The organism is Flavobacterium cheongpyeongense, assembly GCF_003202435.1.
GTDB classification, from domain to species: Bacteria; Bacteroidota; Bacteroidia; order Flavobacteriales; family Flavobacteriaceae; genus Flavobacterium; species Flavobacterium cheongpyeongense.
Genome location: NZ_QJHK01000019.1, coordinates 56,034 through 74,865, shown reverse-complemented (window position 1 = coordinate 74,865; position 18,832 = coordinate 56,034). Strand labels below are relative to the sequence as shown.

15 protein-coding genes are annotated in these 18,832 nt (G+C 32.6%); all 15 read left to right on the top strand.

Annotated elements, in window-relative coordinates:
• Positions 1-55 precede the first annotated feature (55 nt).
• The 15 genes from lpxA to DMB65_RS18100 all read left to right on the top strand — a co-directional run bounded on the left by lpxA (position 56) and on the right by DMB65_RS18100 (position 18,823).
• The gene (gene lpxA, locus DMB65_RS18175) at positions 56-841 is read left to right on the top strand and encodes an acyl-ACP--UDP-N-acetylglucosamine O-acyltransferase (RefSeq protein ID WP_110308051.1); all 786 of its coding nucleotides are present in this window, start codon (positions 56-58) and stop codon (positions 839-841) included.
• Positions 842-938: 97 nt separating this feature from the next.
• Entirely contained in the window at positions 939-1,505 is a 567-nt protein-coding gene (efp, locus tag DMB65_RS18170) for an elongation factor P (RefSeq protein ID WP_110308050.1), read from the top strand.
• A 132-nt stretch (positions 1,506-1,637) separates the two neighbouring features.
• A complete protein-coding gene (locus DMB65_RS18165) occupies positions 1,638-2,567 on the top strand; it encodes a UDP-3-O-(3-hydroxymyristoyl)glucosamine N-acyltransferase (RefSeq protein ID WP_110308049.1) in 930 nt (309 codons plus the stop codon).
• A 2-nt stretch (positions 2,568-2,569) separates the two neighbouring features.
• Entirely contained in the window at positions 2,570-2,932 is a 363-nt protein-coding gene (locus DMB65_RS18160; protein ID WP_110308048.1) for a nuclear transport factor 2 family protein, read from the top strand.
• An 86-nt stretch (positions 2,933-3,018) separates the two neighbouring features.
• Complete coding sequence (sucD, locus tag DMB65_RS18155; RefSeq protein WP_110308046.1) at positions 3,019-3,891, top strand: succinate--CoA ligase subunit alpha; 873 nt, start codon at positions 3,019-3,021, stop codon at positions 3,889-3,891.
• 140 nt (positions 3,892-4,031) lie between these two features.
• Positions 4,032-4,460, top strand: coding sequence for a hypothetical protein (locus DMB65_RS18150; RefSeq protein ID WP_110308045.1), 429 nt, complete (start codon positions 4,032-4,034; stop codon positions 4,458-4,460).
• A 369-nt stretch (positions 4,461-4,829) separates the two neighbouring features.
• Entirely contained in the window at positions 4,830-5,438 is a 609-nt protein-coding gene (locus DMB65_RS18145) for an RNA polymerase sigma factor (RefSeq protein ID WP_110308044.1), read from the top strand.
• 89 nt (positions 5,439-5,527) lie between these two features.
• Positions 5,528-6,637, top strand: coding sequence for a FecR family protein (locus DMB65_RS18140; protein WP_110308043.1), 1,110 nt, complete (start codon positions 5,528-5,530; stop codon positions 6,635-6,637).
• A gap of 185 nt (positions 6,638-6,822) precedes the next feature.
• Complete coding sequence (locus tag DMB65_RS18135; RefSeq protein WP_110308041.1) at positions 6,823-10,551, top strand: SusC/RagA family TonB-linked outer membrane protein; 3,729 nt, start codon at positions 6,823-6,825, stop codon at positions 10,549-10,551.
• 11 nt (positions 10,552-10,562) lie between these two features.
• On the top strand, positions 10,563-12,038 hold the full coding sequence (locus tag DMB65_RS18130; protein ID WP_110308040.1) for a RagB/SusD family nutrient uptake outer membrane protein: 1,476 nt from the start codon (positions 10,563-10,565) through the stop codon (positions 12,036-12,038).
• A gap of 18 nt (positions 12,039-12,056) precedes the next feature.
• Positions 12,057-12,917, top strand: coding sequence for a substrate import-associated zinc metallohydrolase lipoprotein (locus tag DMB65_RS18125; protein ID WP_110308038.1), 861 nt, complete (start codon positions 12,057-12,059; stop codon positions 12,915-12,917).
• A 10-nt stretch (positions 12,918-12,927) separates the two neighbouring features.
• Positions 12,928-14,289 (top strand): DUF4302 domain-containing protein, encoded by a 1,362-nt coding sequence (locus tag DMB65_RS18120; RefSeq protein ID WP_110308037.1) that lies wholly within the window; start codon positions 12,928-12,930, stop codon positions 14,287-14,289.
• A 300-nt stretch (positions 14,290-14,589) separates the two neighbouring features.
• The gene (locus DMB65_RS18115) at positions 14,590-15,330 is read left to right on the top strand and encodes a hypothetical protein (protein ID WP_110308035.1); all 741 of its coding nucleotides are present in this window, start codon (positions 14,590-14,592) and stop codon (positions 15,328-15,330) included.
• A gap of 639 nt (positions 15,331-15,969) precedes the next feature.
• Positions 15,970-16,716 carry a 3-oxoacyl-[acyl-carrier-protein] reductase gene (gene fabG / locus DMB65_RS18105; RefSeq protein ID WP_110308033.1) on the top strand — a complete coding sequence of 249 codons (747 nt, stop codon included), beginning with the start codon at positions 15,970-15,972 and terminating at the stop codon, positions 16,714-16,716.
• A gap of 79 nt (positions 16,717-16,795) precedes the next feature.
• Positions 16,796-18,823 (top strand): hypothetical protein, encoded by a 2,028-nt coding sequence (locus tag DMB65_RS18100; RefSeq protein WP_110308032.1) that lies wholly within the window; start codon positions 16,796-16,798, stop codon positions 18,821-18,823.
• The last annotated feature ends 9 nt before the right edge of the window (positions 18,824-18,832 follow it).

Genomic DNA, 18,832 nt, shown 5'->3' with positions numbered 1-18,832 from the left:
GTTTACGTTTGTTGCCTAAATTAGATTTTTTTAAATTAAAATATAAAAAATACAGATGAATCAACCATTAGCATATGTTCATCCTGGCGCTAAAATCGCTAAAAATGTTGTAATTGAACCTTTTACAACAATCCACAATAATGTTGTTATTGGTGATGGTACATGGATAGGTTCAAATGTAACGATTATGGAAGGTGCCCGAATTGGTAAAAATTGTAATATTTTTCCAGGTGCAGTAATTTCAGCAGTTCCCCAGGATTTAAAATTTGGAGGAGAAGATTCTTTGGCAATTATTGGTGATAATTGTACCATAAGAGAATGTGTAACCATTAATCGAGGTACAATAGCTTCAGGTCAGACGGTCATAGGTAATAATTGCTTAATAATGGCAACTGCACATATTGCCCACGATTGTCATGTTGGTAATAATGCTATCATTGTTAACGGAGTTCTTTTAGGAGGTCATGTAACTATTGGAAATTATGCCATTATTGGTGGATTATCAGCAGTTCACCAATTTATCAGTGTTGGAGATCATGCGATGATTTCAGGAGGATCATTATTAAGAAAAGACGTTCCGCCATATACAAAAGCAGCAAAAGAACCATTATCATACGTAGGTATAAATTCAGTAGGGCTTAGAAGAAGAGGTTTTACGACTGAAAAAATAAGAGAAATACAGGATATTTACAGGATTTTATACCAAAAAAATTATAATACAACACAAGCTTTGAGTATTATTGAAGGAGAAATGGAAGCTACTCCGGAAAGAGATGAAATCTTAGATTTTATCCGAAACTCATCCAGAGGTGTAATGAAAGGATATTCAGGAAATTATTAAAATAAAGTTTAATTGTTTATTTGTTTAAATCGTTCAAATCGAAAAAAACAGTTAAACGATTAAACGATTTAACCAAAGTAAATAAAACAAAAGAAAAATGGCATCTACATCAGATATTAGAAACGGATTATGTATCAAATACAATCACGATATTTATAAAATTATAGAATTTCTTCACGTAAAACCTGGAAAAGGCCCAGCTTTCGTAAGAACAAAATTAAAAAGTTTAACAACAGGAAAAGTATTGGACAATACCTTTTCAGCAGGACACAAGATTGAAGATGTACGTGTAGAAACACACACTTATCAGTTTTTATATGCTGAAGGAGCTGAATTTCACTTTATGAATGCAGAAACTTTTGAGCAGATTTCTTTGAACAAAAACATTTTAGATGCTCCGGATTTGTTAAAAGAAGGAACAAACGTAATGGTTCAGGTTAATACAGAAACAGACCTGCCTTTATCAGTTGATATGCCAGCGTCTATTGTATTAGAAGTAACTTATGCTGAACCTGGTGTAAAAGGAAATACAGCAACAAATGCTACAAAATCTGCTACGGTAGAAACAGGAGCAACTGTAAACGTTCCTTTATTCATCAACGAAGGCGATAAAATTAAAATTGATACCGCTTCAGGATCTTATATGGAGCGTGTAAAAGAGTAATTTTTAATTAAGATAATTTGTCAATGAGTTAGTTAGATAATTTTGAATTAAAGCAATTTTAATATTTATATCTAACGGACTCATTTTCTTATTAACGCATTTTCGAATTGATAAATTTTCTAATTTAAAAATATGAAATTTCCAAAAGTTCACTCTTTAGAAGAAATTGCAAATTTGCTTAATTGCGAATTTATAGGTGACAAAAACTTTGAGGTTTCAGGCATGAATGAAATACATGTCGTTGAGCCCGGAGACATCGTTTTTGTTGATCATCCAAAATATTATGACAAAGCTTTACAATCAGCCGCTACTATTGTTTTAATTAATAAAAAAGTAGATTGTCCTGAAGGTAAAGCTCTTTTAATTTCTGATGATCCTTTCAGGGACTTTAATAATCTTACAAAACATTTTAAACCTTTTGAGTTTGCAAACGTAGCTATTGCAGCTTCTGCAAAAATTGGTGAAGGAACTGTTATTCAGCCTAATTCCTTTATCGGTAACCACGTTACAATTGGTAAAAACTGTCTGATTCATTCTAATGTTTCAATATATGACCACACTATAATTGGTGATAACGTGATTATTCATGCAGGAACCATTTTAGGGGCTGATGCTTTTTATTACAAGAAACGTGCAGATGGTTTTGATCAGTTAATTTCAGGAGGAAGAGTTGTAATTGAGAGCAATGTTGGCATTGGTGCCCTCTGTACAATTGATAAAGGAGTAACGGGGGATACGACAATTGGTGAAGGAACAAAAATTGACAATCAGGTACATGTTGGACATGATTCTGTAATTGGAAAAAAATGCTTAATTGCGTCGCAGACCGGTATTGCAGGTTGCGTTATTATAGAAGATGAAGTGACTATCTGGGGACAAGTAGGAACAACAAGTGGCATTACAATAGGAACCAAGGCTGTTATTATGGGACAGACCGGGGTCACTAAATCGGTTGAGGGTGGGAAATCTTATTTTGGAACTCCAATCGAAGAATCTAGAGAAAAGCTAAAGCAATTAGCCAATATCAAAAAGATCCCTGAAATTCTAAGTAAATTGAAATAACTATGTCTATTAAAGAATTTGTTCAAAAATTTTATAAATCGGACGCTTTGATTGATAGTGAAATTTTTAAGACCTATCTGCATCCTGATGTGACAATAGACTGGAATAGCAGTAAAGGATTGATCCATATGGATTACGATTCGATAATAAACATGGCAAATGAATTAAACCGCGCTTATGTTCGTTCAAAAGTTAGAATTAGTCATATAATAGCTGAAGACGATTTAGTTTCGGTACGTTATTCACACTATGTGAAGACGATTGAAAACCCTCGTGAAGAAATGTTGCTGGCTCATTTTTTTACGATTTGGCAGATAAAAGACGGGAAATTGTATCGAGGTTATCAAATGAGTCAATTTTCGTGATATTTTTTGCCAAGAAAAGAGGTAAAAATAAGTTACAAAACCTTACTTTTGCATCACAATTTTAAAAACTACATAAAATATATATCATGAGTGTTTTAGTTAATAAAGATTCCAAAATAATTGTTCAAGGATTTACAGGAAGCGAAGGAACTTTCCATGCTTCCCAAATGATTGAGTACGGTACTAATGTTGTCGGTGGTGTTACTCCTGGAAAAGGAGGTACTAGTCATTTAGACCGCCCGGTTTTTAATACAGTAAAAGATGCTGTAGACCAAGCCGGAGCCGATACTTCTATCATTTTTGTTCCGCCGGCTTTTGCTGCAGATGCAATTATGGAAGCTGCTGATGCCGGAATTAAAGTAATTATAGCAATTACAGAAGGAATTCCTGTAGCAGATATGATTAAGGCTAATAATTATGTTAAAGAAAGAAATTCAAGATTAATTGGTCCAAACTGTCCTGGAATTATTACTCCCGGAGAAGCTAAAGTTGGTATCATGCCAGGTTTTGTTTTCAAAAAAGGTTCAGTAGGTATCGTTTCTAAATCAGGAACTTTAACTTATGAAGCTGCTGATCAGGTTGTAAAACAAGGTTTAGGAATTACTACAGCTATCGGAATTGGAGGAGATCCAATCATTGGAACTACAACTAAAGAAGCTGTTGAATTATTAATGAACGACCCTGAAACAGAAATCATCATCATGATTGGTGAAATTGGTGGTCAGTTAGAAGCAGATGCTGCTAAATGGGTTAAAGCTGATGGTAACCGTAAACCAGTTGTTGGTTTTATCGCCGGAGAAACTGCTCCTGCAGGAAGAACAATGGGACACGCAGGTGCTATTGTTGGTGGTTCTGATGATACCGCTGCCGCTAAAAAACAAATCATGAGAGACAACGGAATCCACGTTGTTGATTCACCAGCTGAAATTGGTAAAAAAGTAAAAGAAGTATTAGGATAATCTCCAATATTTAAAATAATAAATTCCAAAAAAGTCTCAATATTTTGTTGAGACTTTTTTACATTTTTAAATGTCCGGAATATAATTAAAAACTTGGTTGCTCAGATTCTCAGAACCTTAGTAACTTAAAAATAAGAAAAATGAGCAAAGAATTAAAAAAGTTTAAAGTAAGTAACAGTTTTACTTTTACGATAGAAGACAGTTTAGAACAAGTTTGCAATGCCCCGGAAGGTAGTGCAGGAATTTTTGTTGTGTATTCAGTTGAAGATGATGTAAAAGAATTAATTATGGTAGCTTCTACAGGAACGGTTCAGAATGATGGTACTTTAAAAAGTAAAAATGGTGGACTATATGATAAAATTGTAAACGGACATCAGTTTGCGAAAACAGGAAGAAAATATTCATGGCCTGCACAAATGAAGCTAGAAAATATTGAAGCTCTTGAAGTGGTTTGGTATGAAACTTTTAATGCAGACGTAAAAGCTATTCCAACTGCTGTTGAAGGACAAGTTTTGCAAAACTTCTTGGATGAAAATGGAAAATTACCGAGATGGAATGTCGCTTTCTAAAGCTGCTAAATAGAAACTTATAAAGTTACTTTTGTTTTACAGTAATAGTGTTAAATCGTCAACTGCTACTGTCTGTAGTTAGTAGTTTTTATGAGTTGTATATTGTATGAAAGGCAATTTTCTGTAAAGGAAATTGCCTTTTTTTTGTAAAAAAATTGTTTTTAAATTTTTAGCTCCCTATATTTATAAAACAAAAACTAAATATATTGTTAAATTATAGTTATGTTTTTGTGAAAATTTACTTTCATTCTTGTGTCTTGTTAAATTTTAGCTACAGAAATTAATCATTTTATAATAACCAGGTAAAAAAATGATAAATCTTTAAAAAATACATCAGAATGAATATTTATAATATAAAGCAAAATATTTATGAAGACCCAAATTTTAAAAATAAAAACCTATGACGACCATAAACTTTGGAACAAACTGAAGGCGGGTGATGAAAAGTCATTTTCTTTGCTATTTGAAAAGTACTATGGTGATTTAATTAATTATGGAAATTCATTTTCGCCCTTTGCTGAGAAAGTTCAGGATTGTGTTCAGGATGTATTTGCTGATATTTGGCTGTATAGGGAATCATTGCAGGAACCTGATGTCGTAAAAGCTTATTTACTTTCAAGTGTACGAAAGAGGATAGCACGTCTATATGAGCGCGATCATATTTTTAGAAAAATTACAACTACAGATTCAATTGAATTTCTTTTAGATTTTTCGGTTGAGCATGAACTTATTGCCGATGAAGCTACAGCAGAAAGCGTTTTGTATCTTAATAAATTACTAAATGATTTGCCTGCAAGACAAAAAGAAGCTTTGTTTTTGAGATACAATCAAGGACTTAATATTGAACAAATAGCAGAGATGTTAGATGTAAATTATCAATCGGCTAGTAATCTTTTACATCGCGGATTACTTACCCTTCGAAAAGAATGGAAGGGTAGTTTTTCGATTCTTGTGTTATTATCTTCAGGTGTTTTTTAATTTTAGTTAAAAAAAATAAAAAAAAATCACAAATTGGTGAGTATATAATAACAAAACTGTCCTCTATGTTTTTGTAACCTTATTTATAGATGCAAAAACGTAATTATTATATCGAAATTGAAGATTTCCTGTCTGATGAATCATTCCGTAACTGGATACTTACCAAAGTTGATGAGCATGGCTGGGAAGAATGGACTTTAGAAAACCAGCAAAGAGCGAAAATGGTTGAAAATGCCAGGCTTTTATTGTTGGCAATGAAAGTTCCGCATAATAAAATTTCTTCGTCAGAACTTACCACAGCATTGCAATCGACGTGGATTAAGATTGAGGAAAAAGAAAATAGCAATAATACCACTAAGCATTCTCCAGTCAAATATTTAAGACAATATTGGTTTGGAGTTGCGGCTACTTTATTTTTTGCTTTTTTATCGGTTTGGTTTTACCATGATCAATTTAATCTTAGCCATTCAGTAGTTACTTATAAAGAACTTATTGAAGATAATAACGAAGGACTTGTTGAACAGACAAATAATTCAAACAAACCGCAAATAATTACCTTATCTGATGGTAGTTCTGTTTTATTACAGCCAAACAGTAAATTAAGTTACCCAAAAATCTTTACCGGAAACGAAAGAAAGGTTTATTTATCCGGAGAAGGTTTCTTTGAGATTAGTAAAAATCCTCAAAAACCTTTTTTGGTTTATGCTAACGAAATCATTACAAAAGTTGTTGGTACAAGTTTTCGGGTACGGGCTTACTCAGATCAGCCAAATGTAGAAGTTCTTGTTCGCACCGGAAAAGTAAAGGTAAGTTCTAATGAATTAATAGGAAACTCAAAAAAAGAGATTGTTTTGTTACCTAATGAAGCTTTACGTTTTTTGAGAAAAGATTTGATTTTTAATAAGATCACCAATATTACAGAAGATAAAATATTGGTTGGCAGTGTGGGAAGTATTGAACAATTAAGCTTTGAATTTACAGACATTCCTGTAAGAAAGATTTTTAAAACAATAGAGCAAGCCTATCTTGTTGAGATTGATTTCCCTGAAGATAAATTAAAAGATTGCTATTTAACTACTTCATTAAGCGACCAGCCATTATCAGAAAAACTTAAAATTATTTGTAAAAGCATAGGAAATGAAACCAGTTTCGAGATGAACGGAAATCAGATTGTAATAACATCTGAAGGCTGTAATTAATATTGAATTTAAAATTTTATAACAACTAAATATAACAATAACCGCCTATGTAAAAAAAACATAAAAAAGTGTCGGTATGCTGTAACATATCCGACACTTGATAAAAGTAAATCACTCTCTGTAAAGAGTCATTTATTACGTTTCTAAGTACACACGAATAGTATAATTAAAACCAAACCAAAATTATGAAAAAACCAGTTGTTAAACAACGATTACTCCATCGAATCATGAAAATAACGCTATTTCAGTTCGTCTTAGCGCTTGTGTTTTCAAGCGTTACAATGGCGAACAGTGTGAATGGACAGAGAAAATTAGATACAAAAGTTAGTATTGCAGTCGAAAATTTAAGTTTAGACAATACGTTGTCTAAACTTGGAAAATCTGCGCATGTAAAATTTTCATACAATTCAAGATTGCCACAGCTAAATCAAAAAATTAGTATAGAGGCTAATCAGGAAACTTTATCCAGTATACTTAACCGGATCCTGAAGCCATTTAATATTACCTTCACAGAAGTTAGCAATCAGATTATTTTGCAAAAAAACACAAAATTAGATGGTTTTACTACGGATGAATCAAGTACTTCCTTATTTGAAATATTATCAGTCGGTCCTATTATAAAAGGAAAAGTTACTGATATAAACGGCAGTCCGTTACCTGGAGCCACAATTCTTGCAAAAGGAACTAAAGTAGCTGTCCTAACGGATTTTGACGGAAATTTTTCTATCGAAATGCCTGCGAATAGCAGTCATTTAGTGATTTCTTATGTAGGTTTTGAGACAAAAGAAATTGGAATCGAAAATACTTCTCCGACTATTGTTTTAAATGAAGCAGGACAGAATTTAAAAGAAGTTGTTATTACTACAGGATACGAAAAAACTTCAAAAAGAACTTTTACAGGAGCGATTAGTAAAATCTCTGCTGCTGAATTAAAAGTGGATGGTGTAGTAGATGTGAGCCGTATGATTGAAGGAAAAGCTGCGGGTGTTACCGTACAAAACATTACAGGTACTTTTGGTACTGCACCCAAAATCACAGTCCGTGGATCGTCTTCCATTTTTGGAGATACTAAACCATTATGGGTAATTGATGGAGTAGTACAGGAAGATATCATCAACTTAACATTTGCAGACTTAGCATCGGGTAACTCTGAGACTTTATTAAGTTCATCTATTGCGGGTTTAAATGCAAATGATATTCAAAGTATTGAAATTTTAAAAGATGCTTCTGCGACTTCTATTTACGGTTCAAGATCTTTAAATGGAGTTGTGGTTATTACTACAAAACAAGGTCGTAGAGATTCTCCTTTAAAAGTAAGTTATTCATTAGAGCAAACTGTTAGAGCAGTTCCAAATTACAGTCAATATGATATTTTGAATTCTCAGGAATCTATGAGTATTTTTAAAGAAATGGAATCTAAAGGGTATTTAGATTTGCCTTCAACTGTAAACGGAAGATATGGTGGTGCCTATAATATTTTAGGTAGGGCTATTAATACTTATGTGCCAGAAACAGATAGTTATTTAGTTAATAACGATCCTGTTAGTCGTAATAATTTTTTAAAGAAATACGAACTGGCAAATACAGATTGGTTTAGTGTGCTTTTCAGACCATCTATTACACAAAATCACTCTTTGAGTTTCTCTGGAGGTGGTAAAAACAATACATTTTATGCTTCTTTAGGATATTATACAGATCCGGGATGGACTATTGCTGATGATGTTAAACAAATTTCATCAAATATTAAAGGGACATTTTATGTAAACGACAGATTAAATGTTACGCTTTCTACAATGGCTTCGGTTCGTGATCAAGGAGCACCTGGAAGTTATGAAAGTGAAAAAGATGTGGTTTTTGGTAAAGTAACCCGTGATTTTGACATCAATCCATTTAATTATGTATTAAATACCAGCAGAACTTTAAGACCATATGATGAAAATGGAAATTTAGAATATTATAGAAATAACTGGGCTAAAATGAATATTATTAATGAATTGAAAAATAATTTCATGGAAATTCAGGTTAAAGATATTCGTTTTCAATTGGATATGGATTACAAGATTAATCCCCATTTAAACTATAATTTAACAGGTTCTGCACGTTTTGCAAATACAAGTAGGGAGCATAAAATCATGGAGAATTCAAACGTAGTTGGAGCTTATAAAGCGGGTACTCCCGATGGTGAAGATGGTGTTAATACATTAGTTAGAGATCAAAATATATTTTTATACCAAGATCCAAATGATTTAACCGCTCCTAAAGTTTCTGTATTGCCAAATGGTGGTTTCCTGAGAAAATTTACTAATGATTTAACTTCTTACAATTTAAGAAATAGTATTAGCTATAGAAATACTTTAAATGATAAACACGAATTAGAAGGTTTATTTGGTACAGAGTTAAGAGTTGTAGATAGAAGCAGTGATAATTTTACAGCTGCAGGTTTACAATATGACAGAGGCTTAACTGCTTTTACTGATCCTAGAATAATTGAAAAAATTATCAATGGCGGAGATTCTTATTATGGTTTTAATGAAGAAAAAGAAAGAACAGTTGGTTTCTTCGGAAAAGTAGGATATACATACGATCGTCGTTATACTGCTTCGGTTACAGGTCGTTATGACGGATCTAACAGACAAGGAAACAGTGATTCATCAAGATGGCTGCCAACCTATACTTTTAGTGGTAAATGGAATGTGGCTGAAGAAAAATTCATGAAAAATATTGAGTCTGTAAATACTTTAGCATTAAGAGCTTCTTACGGACTTACTGCAACTGCAGGACCTGCGACCAACTCTTTGGCAATTTACAAAAGTTATATTACAGATCGTTTTAATCTTGATGACAGAGAATCAGGGATTAATATTGAAGAATTACAGAACGGTAGTTTAACTTGGGAAAAACAATTTGAGACCAATATAGGTGTAGATCTTGGTATGTTTAATAACAGAGTCCAATTTACATCAGACGTTTATAGCCGTAAAGCTTTTGACTTGGTTGATTATGTAATTACTTCTGGAATTGGAGGTCAAAGAATCAGACAAGGAAACAATGCAGACATGGAAACAAAAGGTCTTGAGATTGGATTTACAACTAAAAACTTTGATAACCGTGATTTTAAATGGTCAACAACACTTAATTTTTCTGTTTATACACAAAAAATTACAAGACTAGAAAACACACCAACAGCATTCGATTTAATTGATGCTAATGGAGGAAATACAATAGGACACCCAAGAAACTCTTTATATTCTTACCAATTTACAGGCTTAAATAATCAAGGTCTACCAACTTTTATAATGGCAGACGGAGAAACGGATAATATTACAGGAGCAAATTTTCAGGATAATATAGATGTTACTAAATATTTGAAATATGAAGGTTCTATCGAGCCCAATAAATCACTTGGTTTAGCCAATACATTTACTTATAAAAATTGGTCTTTATATGTGTTTTTCGTAGCGTCAGGAGGTAATAAAGTACGTTTAAACCCGGTATATGATAGTACTTATGATGATTTAACTGTATTTACAAAGGATTTTACTAACAGATGGATAAATCCTGGAGACGAAAATTACACCAACATTCCGGTGATTGCTGACAAACGTTTGAATGCAAATTACGGAGGAGAACGTACATTGGAGAGAGCTTATAATACTTATAACTATTCTGATGCCCGTATTGCAGATGGGGATTTTGTGAGGCTTAAAAATATCTCATTAAGCTGGGAATTTCCAAGTGATTTCAAGAAAAAATTGGGATTAAGTACATTTACGTTAAAAGGATCAGCGGTTAATCCTTGGCTACTTTATTCAGATAAAAGATTAAACGGTCAGGATCCTGAATTCCGTAATTCGGGAGGTGTTGCTATGCCGGTTACGTCTCAATATACTTTTACTTTAAACATTTCATTATAATACTCAAAAACATGAAAAAATTAAAAATAATTTTATCGCTATTGATACTTATTAGTATTACTAGCTGTGATGATTTCTTGTCTGAGAAGCCAGATAACAGAACCGAAATTGATACTCCAGATAAAATATCAGAAATATTAGTTGGCGCTTATCCTCAAATGAGTTATTTTGATATTGCAGAAACAATGTCTGATAATGTTTTTGATAGTGGTATGGCACAGACATTAATAAAAAATCAGCAAAATTATAACTGGTTAATTCAGACTGAAACGGCAGATATTGATACGCAGGCTTACTATTGGGATGCTTGTTATAAAGCTATTGCACATGCAAACAAAGCTTTGGAAGCTATTGAACAATTAGGAAATACAGCTGACTTAAATCCTCAAAAAGGAGAAGCACTTATAGCGAGAGCATACGCTCATTTTATGTTGGTTTCTTTATGGTCACAGCGTTATAATCCTGCTACTGCTGCTACAGATTTAGGTATTCCTTATGTTACGAAACCAGAAACAGAATTAATAACTAAATACACCAGAAACAGTATGGCCGAAGTTTTCGAATTTATCGAAAAAGATATTGAAGAGGGTTTAAAATACGTTACCAATGATTATAAAGAACCTAAATTTCACTTTACTAAAAATGCCGCTAAAGCTTTTGCCAGCCGTTTTTATTTAGTAAAAGGAGATTGGGATAAAGTAATTTCATTATCTGACGATCTAGGAAACAGGCCTGAAGGCAAGCTGAGAGATTTCTTGTCTTACGATGTTATGGCTATTGATGATCAAAGACTAAGTTACGCAAGCAGTAATGCCGAAACAAACTTATTAATAGTTTCTGCCAATACTATCGTAAGCAGATCCTATTATTCAAATAGATTTTACCTTTCAGGAGCTCGATATCCGGAAATATTCGGAACAGCTACAAGTCTCTTTGCAAAACCTTGGTTGTATAATTTTTATTCATCAAACAGCAGTATAACCGTATTTCTTCCTAAGTTTTACGAATATTTCAAATACTCTAATGTAACAGCTGGAATTGGTGATCCTTATGTTGCAGAAGTTTTATTAAGTAATGATGAGTTTTTCTTAAACAGAATTGAAGCTCACGTAATGAAAGGCCAAATACAGCTTGCAAACGATGAATTAGAATACTTTTTATCAACAAGAACAGTTGGTTATGCTGCTACAGACAAAGTAACTCAGGCAAAAGTTGTTGCAAAATATCCTGTAATTGCAGATGAATTTACACCGTTTTATACCATGACACCCGTACAAACATCTTATGTAAAAGCAATTGCCGAAACAAGAAGAAGAGATTTTATACACGAAGGAATGAGATGGTTTGATGTAAAACGTTTTAACCTTGTTGTGAATCACGAAATAACAAATCAGCCTACAAATGTCTTAGTAAAAGATGACAAACGCAGAGCATTGCAAATTCCGCTTCATGCTTCAAATACTGGTGTTGAGCTAAATCCTAGATAATGTTTAAAAATAAAACTTATGAAACTAATAAAATATAATAAAATAGCAATGTTGATTATGGTTTCAATGACTGTAATATCATGTGCACACGATGAACAGCCCGGAGATAGTCAATTAGATTATACACAACCAGTTAAAACAGCTTTAGATAATTGGATATCGACTACTTATTTAAATCCTTATAATATTAATGTACAGTATAAATGGAATCAAAATACTGTAGATAATAGTCGTTATTTATTTCCACCAACAATTGATAAAGTACAGCCAGCTCTTGAAATTGTTGAGACAATATGGCTTAAAAGTTACTCCCAAATTGGTGGAGCAGACTTCGTTAAAAAGATTGCACCAAGAGAAATTGTTTTAGTTGGAGGAGTAAATTTAAACAGTGTAGGTACAAGAACACTTGGTATAGCAGAAGGAGGTCAACGAGTTACCTTGTTTGAAACAGATTATATAGACCAATCAGATCGTACTAATGTATCAGAATTTATTCATACAATTCAACACGAATACATTCACATTTTAAACCAGCATAAGCCTTTTGACGAAAAATCATGGGCAGCTATAACACCAAGCGGATATACTTCTGACTGGTATAACTATGAAATTCCGGAGTCAAACGAAATTGGATTCATTACCAGTTATGCGAGATCAAATATCAATGAAGATTTTGCAGAAACAGCTTCCATGATATTGATATACTCAAAAGCAGAATATGAAGCATTTTTGGCTGGTATTCAGAGTCCAACTGCTTTAGCAGCATTAAAAGCAAAAGAGGCACTTGTTGTAAAATATTTTAAAGAAGCTTACAACATGGATTTCTATGCTTTAAGAGATGCGGCAGAAATAAATACAAGTGCTGTTATAACCAACTAAACCAAGTATCATGAAAATTAAATTTATATATAAGTTCTTATTTGCAGCGGTTTTAGCATTGCAATTAAGTGCCTGCGATAACAATACAGACGCAGATCCAAAGTTTGATAAAACACCAACCGAGCGTATAAATGCCCAAATGGCAGAATTAAAAGAAGCATTACTTTCTTCTCCGGAAGGCTGGAAAGCAGTATATTTTACAGATAACACTATTTTAGGCGGCTATACTCATTTATTTAAGTTTGCCTCTGATGGTACTGTAGAAATGGCATCAGATTTTGATGAAAGTATAGATACACAAATAAGTGAATTTAGTGAATATCAAATACAGCTTGGTAGTACGGTAAGTTTAACATTCACAACAAAAAATAAAATACACTTCTTATCAGAATCAGACAATTATCCAATAGCGGCATTGAGAGCAAAAGGATATTTAGGAGATTTTCAATTTTTGTATTATGGACAGGAAAATGGTCAGATTATTTTTAGAGCTAATAGAAATGGTCAGGAAATACGTTTTGTAAAAGCTACAAAAGAAGATTGGGATAATTTGCCTAAAAACTTTGACATGATTCCTAATGTAATTGGTTCTAGTTCAAGACCATTGTTTAGATTATTAGAAACAAATGACGGAACAACAAAACACCAGTTTGATTTTACATTTTCGCCTATAACGCGCTATGCAACTGCTAATTCAATCGAAACAGGTTATTCTGTAAAATTTAATTTTGGTGTTGGTTATACGCCAACCGGAATTGTTGTGAATCCCGGTATACAGGTTGGAAGCCAAAAATTAACAGATTTCGTTTACAATGATGCCGATGGAAGTTTTACGGCAACAGGAACAAATGGAGCAACTGCTGTAATTAAATACAGTAATAAACCATTAATTATTACTGACGATTATAAAGTTATGCTTCAAGCACCTCAAACAGGTTTTGCTTATATAAATGCAAATTTAGCAACTGCATCAAGTAACTCTTTACTTTTTAATTCATTAATTGCTGAAATTCATGCAAGTTTACCGTCAACTCAAAAAGTAAACCGTATCCAGTTTACCTTCAATGATGCATTTGGAGAGAGTTATATTACCTATTCATTTACCGGAGGTAAAACCTTAATTTACCATAATTTTACAGTTCAGGAGGATGCTGTCAATAAAAAATTGATTCTTGTACCTGGTACTTGGCAAGCCAATACAGGAGCAGTTATTGCAGAACCTGCATTGCTTAAAAAAGTAGATGCAGAACTTATGAACCCTAGTGGATTGTATGTGAAAAAGGAAACATTTAAAATTGCCTTTACAAATACGATTTATACATTTACAAGTTCAACAACGAATTTTAGAATGACAACATACGCTTTCCAATAATATAGTTTTAATTTTAATTTTGAAGAAAAGGCAACTCAAATTGAGTTGCTTTTTTAAGTTTTTATGTAATAAATTTTTTTATATTATTTTATTAAAACATAATATTATTCATAATAAATTGTTGTATTTGATGATCTATTAACAAAGTAAAAACCTATATTGTGAAAAAATTAAGAAATGTACTTTATCATTTTTCTTTAAATCAAATAAATTCTAAATTATATATATGGATTTGTAGCAGTATTAACAATAATTATTTATTCATGTTCAAGTAGTGATGAATCTATAATCAAATCAGAAATGGTGGAAACTAAAAAACAATCAGAAAAGATTGAAAGTTTTAAAAAAATAGGAATTAGTATTTCTGATTATACTGAAGATAATGTAATTGCATTTTCTGAAGAAATCTTTACCAATTTTGCAAGTTTAGATGTTGCATTAAATAAAAATTCTAAGATAAACTTTAATGCAAATACAATGCAAATGCTGAATTCTGCAACCAATGAAAATGACTTAAAAAATGTTTTCGCAAATGCAGGAATATCGAATAGTGCAGAAGTCATAGCAATTCTAAAAAATTTTGTGGATACTCAACAAGCATTTATATTAGAAAATCCAGATTTTTATAACTTGACAATAGAAGAACAAACAGTACTATTGAATACAAGTGTTGAAATTTATATTAGTGCAAATCTACCTGGTGGTTTAGTAGGTAGTAATAATTGTGCTAGAACTTTTAATAAAACAATAAATAGATGTGCAGCCGATTTCGGAGTTTGTGCAGTATTTGCTGTTGCTGGTGCCTATGGAGGAGTAGTACCTGGTTTATTAGCAGCAGCCTATTGTATGGCAACTAAATTAAGTTGTGATAGCAGAGCAAAAGAAGATTATAGAGAGTGCCTTATTGAACCAGTATCTCCTGATGGTCCTCCACCTGTAACTGGAGAGTTAACGATACATTGCACTGATATGTGGTCGTCAACAGTAGATAGTTGTTGGACAACAGATTCTAATGGTAAGTATGTTGGAAGACTAAATTAATTTTAAATTTTAAGAGTGTAATAATGAGAAATAGTAAAGAAATAAATATTATTCTTCTTTTATGGGGTTTGATATTTGTAGTTATATCAGCATTTTTTAGAGAGTATGTAAGATATTATCTTTATCTATCCATAATCATTATCATTCCAATAATGATTTTGAATATGATAAGACAAAGAAGGGAAGACAAACTTAATGGTACAAAAATATTTCAAGCATCTATTTATAGAATGTTGATTATGGCCGCGGTATTACTAGTTTTCTTTTTTATAACTAAGCAAAATCACACATAGTGTTAGTTCGATTTTTATTTTGAGGAAAAAGCAGTTCAAAGTTGAACTGCTTTTTTGATTTTAGGAATGTTACTAATATTAAAAAGTTATCTATTTAAACCCCTTTTTAATCATAAGAACTCATTAGTTCAGAATCTTAGAGCCTTTGTCATTATAAACCTTTTGCAACTTTAAGCCTTAATTTACAATTGCTATTTTTTTTAAAAAAGGAATTGTCCTATATTTGACAAGTCGTTTTTAGCCCTGATAGAAGTGGAAATCCTTTTGTGTTTTTTCTTTAAAAACACAAAAGATTGAAACGGATAGCAGGAATAGCTACAATAAAAAAATAAAATTAATTTTGAATATGAAATTACTAGAAGGAAAAGTAGCCATCGTTACGGGCGCAAGCCGTGGAATTGGTAAAGGAATTGCAGAAGTTTTTGCTAAACAAGGTGCCAATGTGGCTTTTACATACAGCTCATCTGTAGAATCAGCTCAGGCTTTGGAAGCAGAATTGAACGGTTTGGGAGTTAAGGCAAAAGGATACCAATCGAATGCTGCGGATTTTAATGAAGCACAGACTTTTGTTGACGCTGTTTTAGCAGATTTTGGAACAGTTGATATTTTAATTAACAACGCCGGAATCACAAAAGATAACTTATTGATGCGTATGTCTGAAGCTGATTTTGATCAGGTGATCGATGTGAATTTGAAATCGGTATTCAATATGACTAAAGCAATTCAGAAAACCTTTTTAAAACAACGTTCAGGTTCTATCGTTAATATTAGTTCTGTGGTTGGGGTTTCAGGAAATGCTGGTCAGACTAATTATGCAGCTTCAAAAGCGGGAGCAATAGGTTTTACAAAATCAGTAGCTTTAGAGTTGGGGTCACGTAATATTCGTTGCAATGCAATCGCTCCAGGTTTTATCGAAACTGAAATGACGGCAAAATTACCTGAGGATGTAGTAAAAGGATGGAGAGACGGAATCCCGTTGAAACGTGGCGGAACTACCGAAGATGTAGCTAATGCATGTCTTTTCTTAGCCTCAGATATGAGTGCTTATGTTACCGGACAAGTGCTTAACGTTTGCGGTGGAATGCTTACTTAAAATGTTAATAGTTTTATGGTTTGTTGTTTATTGTTCACAGCCAAAAACTATAAACTAACAACTATAAACAAAATAATATATGACTACAAACACGATTCTATTGTTACTACTTTCTTTAGTAATAGCTGGTGGATTGTCGTATTTTCAATATTTTTATAAAGCCAAAAGTTATTCTAATGTGAGTATACTTTTGGCTTTTTTGCGTTTTTTAACCATTTTTGGATTATTGGTTTTACTAATTAATCCTGTAATGACAAAGAATTCGCTGGAAGTAACCAAAACGCCTTTGGCAATTGCGGTAGATAATTCGAGTTCTATTACGGCTTTGAAATCTGATAAAAAAACGGTTGAATTATACAAAGCTTTGGTTTCGAATACTGCTATTCAGGAAAAATTTGAAGTGCAGTCTTATCAATTCGATGCAGATTTTAAACCTTCGGACCAATTCGATTTCAAAGGAAAACAAACCAATCTAGATGAGGTAGCAAAGAATGTAAAAAGCATCAATAAAAACCTGGTTTTCCCGACTGTTATCATTACTGACGGAAATCAGACTACAGGAAACGATTATGTCTATCGTTTTGATCCTGTCAATAAAGTGTATCCTTTGGTTGTGGGAGATACAACCACTTTTTTCGATTTAAAAATCAATCAGTTAAACGTTAATAAATACGCTTTTCATAAAAATAAATTCCCTGTTGAAGTCTTTTTACAATATGCAGGTACTAAGGCTGTCAATGCTGATTTTACAATTTCACAGGGAAATTCTGTTGTGGCCAGAGAGAAAGTTTCTTTTTCTCCTTCTAAAAAAACAGCTTCTTTAAATGTATTGTTACCTGCAGATAAGGTTGGACTACAGATTTTCAGGGCAAATATTTCTTCTGGCGTAAAAGAGAAAAACAGTTACAATAATGTCAAAAACTTTGCGGTAGAAGTAATCGACCAAAAATCGACAATTGCCATAGTTTCATCTATAAATCATCCGGATATTGGAGCATTAAAACGTTCGATTGAAACGAATGCACAACGCAAAGTGATATTGGCAAAACCTAATGAACTAAATTTACTGCAGGACTGTTCAGTTTTGGTTTTATACCAACCGAATAGTGCTTTTAAGCCAATTTTTGATAACAATAAATTAGCCGGAACAAATACTTTTATTATTACCGGAAACAGTACCGATTTTAATTTTCTGAACCAGAAACAGAATAGTTTGGTTTTTAAAATGAGCGGTCAAAGAGAAGATTATTTAAACGAATTTCAATCGCAATTTAATTTGTTTGCCATTGAAAATATTGGTTTTGAAAACTTTCCGCCATTGCAGAATTTATTCGGGACCATTACTGCAAACGGAAATGTATCGGTTTTGCTTTCGTCTAAAATCAGAAATGTTTCTACCAATGCGCCTTTATTGGCTTTCGCCGAAAATCAGGGCAAAAGAACTGCTTTTCTTTTAGGAGAAAACAGCTGGAAATGGCGTCTGCAAAGTCATATCGACAATCAGTCATTCGAGAAATATGATGTTTTTATTGATAAAATAATACAGTTTTTGGCAACATCAACTTCAAAAAAAGCATTGGCTGTAGAACACGAAAGCTTTTATAATTCGGGAGAAGCCATTGTAATTAATGCACAATATTTCAATAAAAACTATGAGTTTGACGAAAAAGCCAGATTAACAATCTCAGTTACAAATGCCAAAACCAAGCAAAGCAAAAATTACGATTTGCTTAAAGGAAATAACTCTTTCTCGGCAAACCTAGACGGTCTGGCTGCCGGAAAATATAATTTTACCGTAAAAGAATTAAATTCAAATACTTCGTATGCAAGTCATTTTGAGATTTTGGATTTTGATATTGAAAAACAATTTGTAAATCCTGATGTTCAAAAACTGAAACAACTGGCCTTACAGACCAATGGAAAAGCCTTTTTCGAAAATCAGGCAGATGATTTGATTCAGACGCTTTTAGAAAATAAGGAATACAAATCAATTGAAAAAAACATTTCGACCAAAACTCCTTTAATTGATTGGGTGTGGTTATTGGTTTTAATCGCTGCTTTATTGACTACGGAATGGTTTGTCAGGAAGTATAATGGGATGTTGTAGAGTTTCTTA

Coding starts and splice junctions, on each gene's coding strand:
- lpxA (WP_110308051.1), top strand. CDS start 56: ATGAATCAACCATTAGCATATGTTCATCCTGGCGCTAAAATCGCTAAA.
- efp (WP_110308050.1), top strand. CDS start 939: ATGGCATCTACATCAGATATTAGAAACGGATTATGTATCAAATACAAT.
- DMB65_RS18165 (WP_110308049.1), top strand. CDS start 1,638: ATGAAATTTCCAAAAGTTCACTCTTTAGAAGAAATTGCAAATTTGCTT.
- DMB65_RS18160 (WP_110308048.1), top strand. CDS start 2,570: ATGTCTATTAAAGAATTTGTTCAAAAATTTTATAAATCGGACGCTTTG.
- sucD (WP_110308046.1), top strand. CDS start 3,019: ATGAGTGTTTTAGTTAATAAAGATTCCAAAATAATTGTTCAAGGATTT.
- DMB65_RS18150 (WP_110308045.1), top strand. CDS start 4,032: ATGAGCAAAGAATTAAAAAAGTTTAAAGTAAGTAACAGTTTTACTTTT.
- DMB65_RS18145 (WP_110308044.1), top strand. CDS start 4,830: ATGAAGACCCAAATTTTAAAAATAAAAACCTATGACGACCATAAACTT.
- DMB65_RS18140 (WP_110308043.1), top strand. CDS start 5,528: ATGCAAAAACGTAATTATTATATCGAAATTGAAGATTTCCTGTCTGAT.
- DMB65_RS18135 (WP_110308041.1), top strand. CDS start 6,823: ATGAAAAAACCAGTTGTTAAACAACGATTACTCCATCGAATCATGAAA.
- DMB65_RS18130 (WP_110308040.1), top strand. CDS start 10,563: ATGAAAAAATTAAAAATAATTTTATCGCTATTGATACTTATTAGTATT.
- DMB65_RS18125 (WP_110308038.1), top strand. CDS start 12,057: ATGAAACTAATAAAATATAATAAAATAGCAATGTTGATTATGGTTTCA.
- DMB65_RS18120 (WP_110308037.1), top strand. CDS start 12,928: ATGAAAATTAAATTTATATATAAGTTCTTATTTGCAGCGGTTTTAGCA.
- DMB65_RS18115 (WP_110308035.1), top strand. CDS start 14,590: ATGGTGGAAACTAAAAAACAATCAGAAAAGATTGAAAGTTTTAAAAAA.
- fabG (WP_110308033.1), top strand. CDS start 15,970: ATGAAATTACTAGAAGGAAAAGTAGCCATCGTTACGGGCGCAAGCCGT.
- DMB65_RS18100 (WP_110308032.1), top strand. CDS start 16,796: ATGACTACAAACACGATTCTATTGTTACTACTTTCTTTAGTAATAGCT.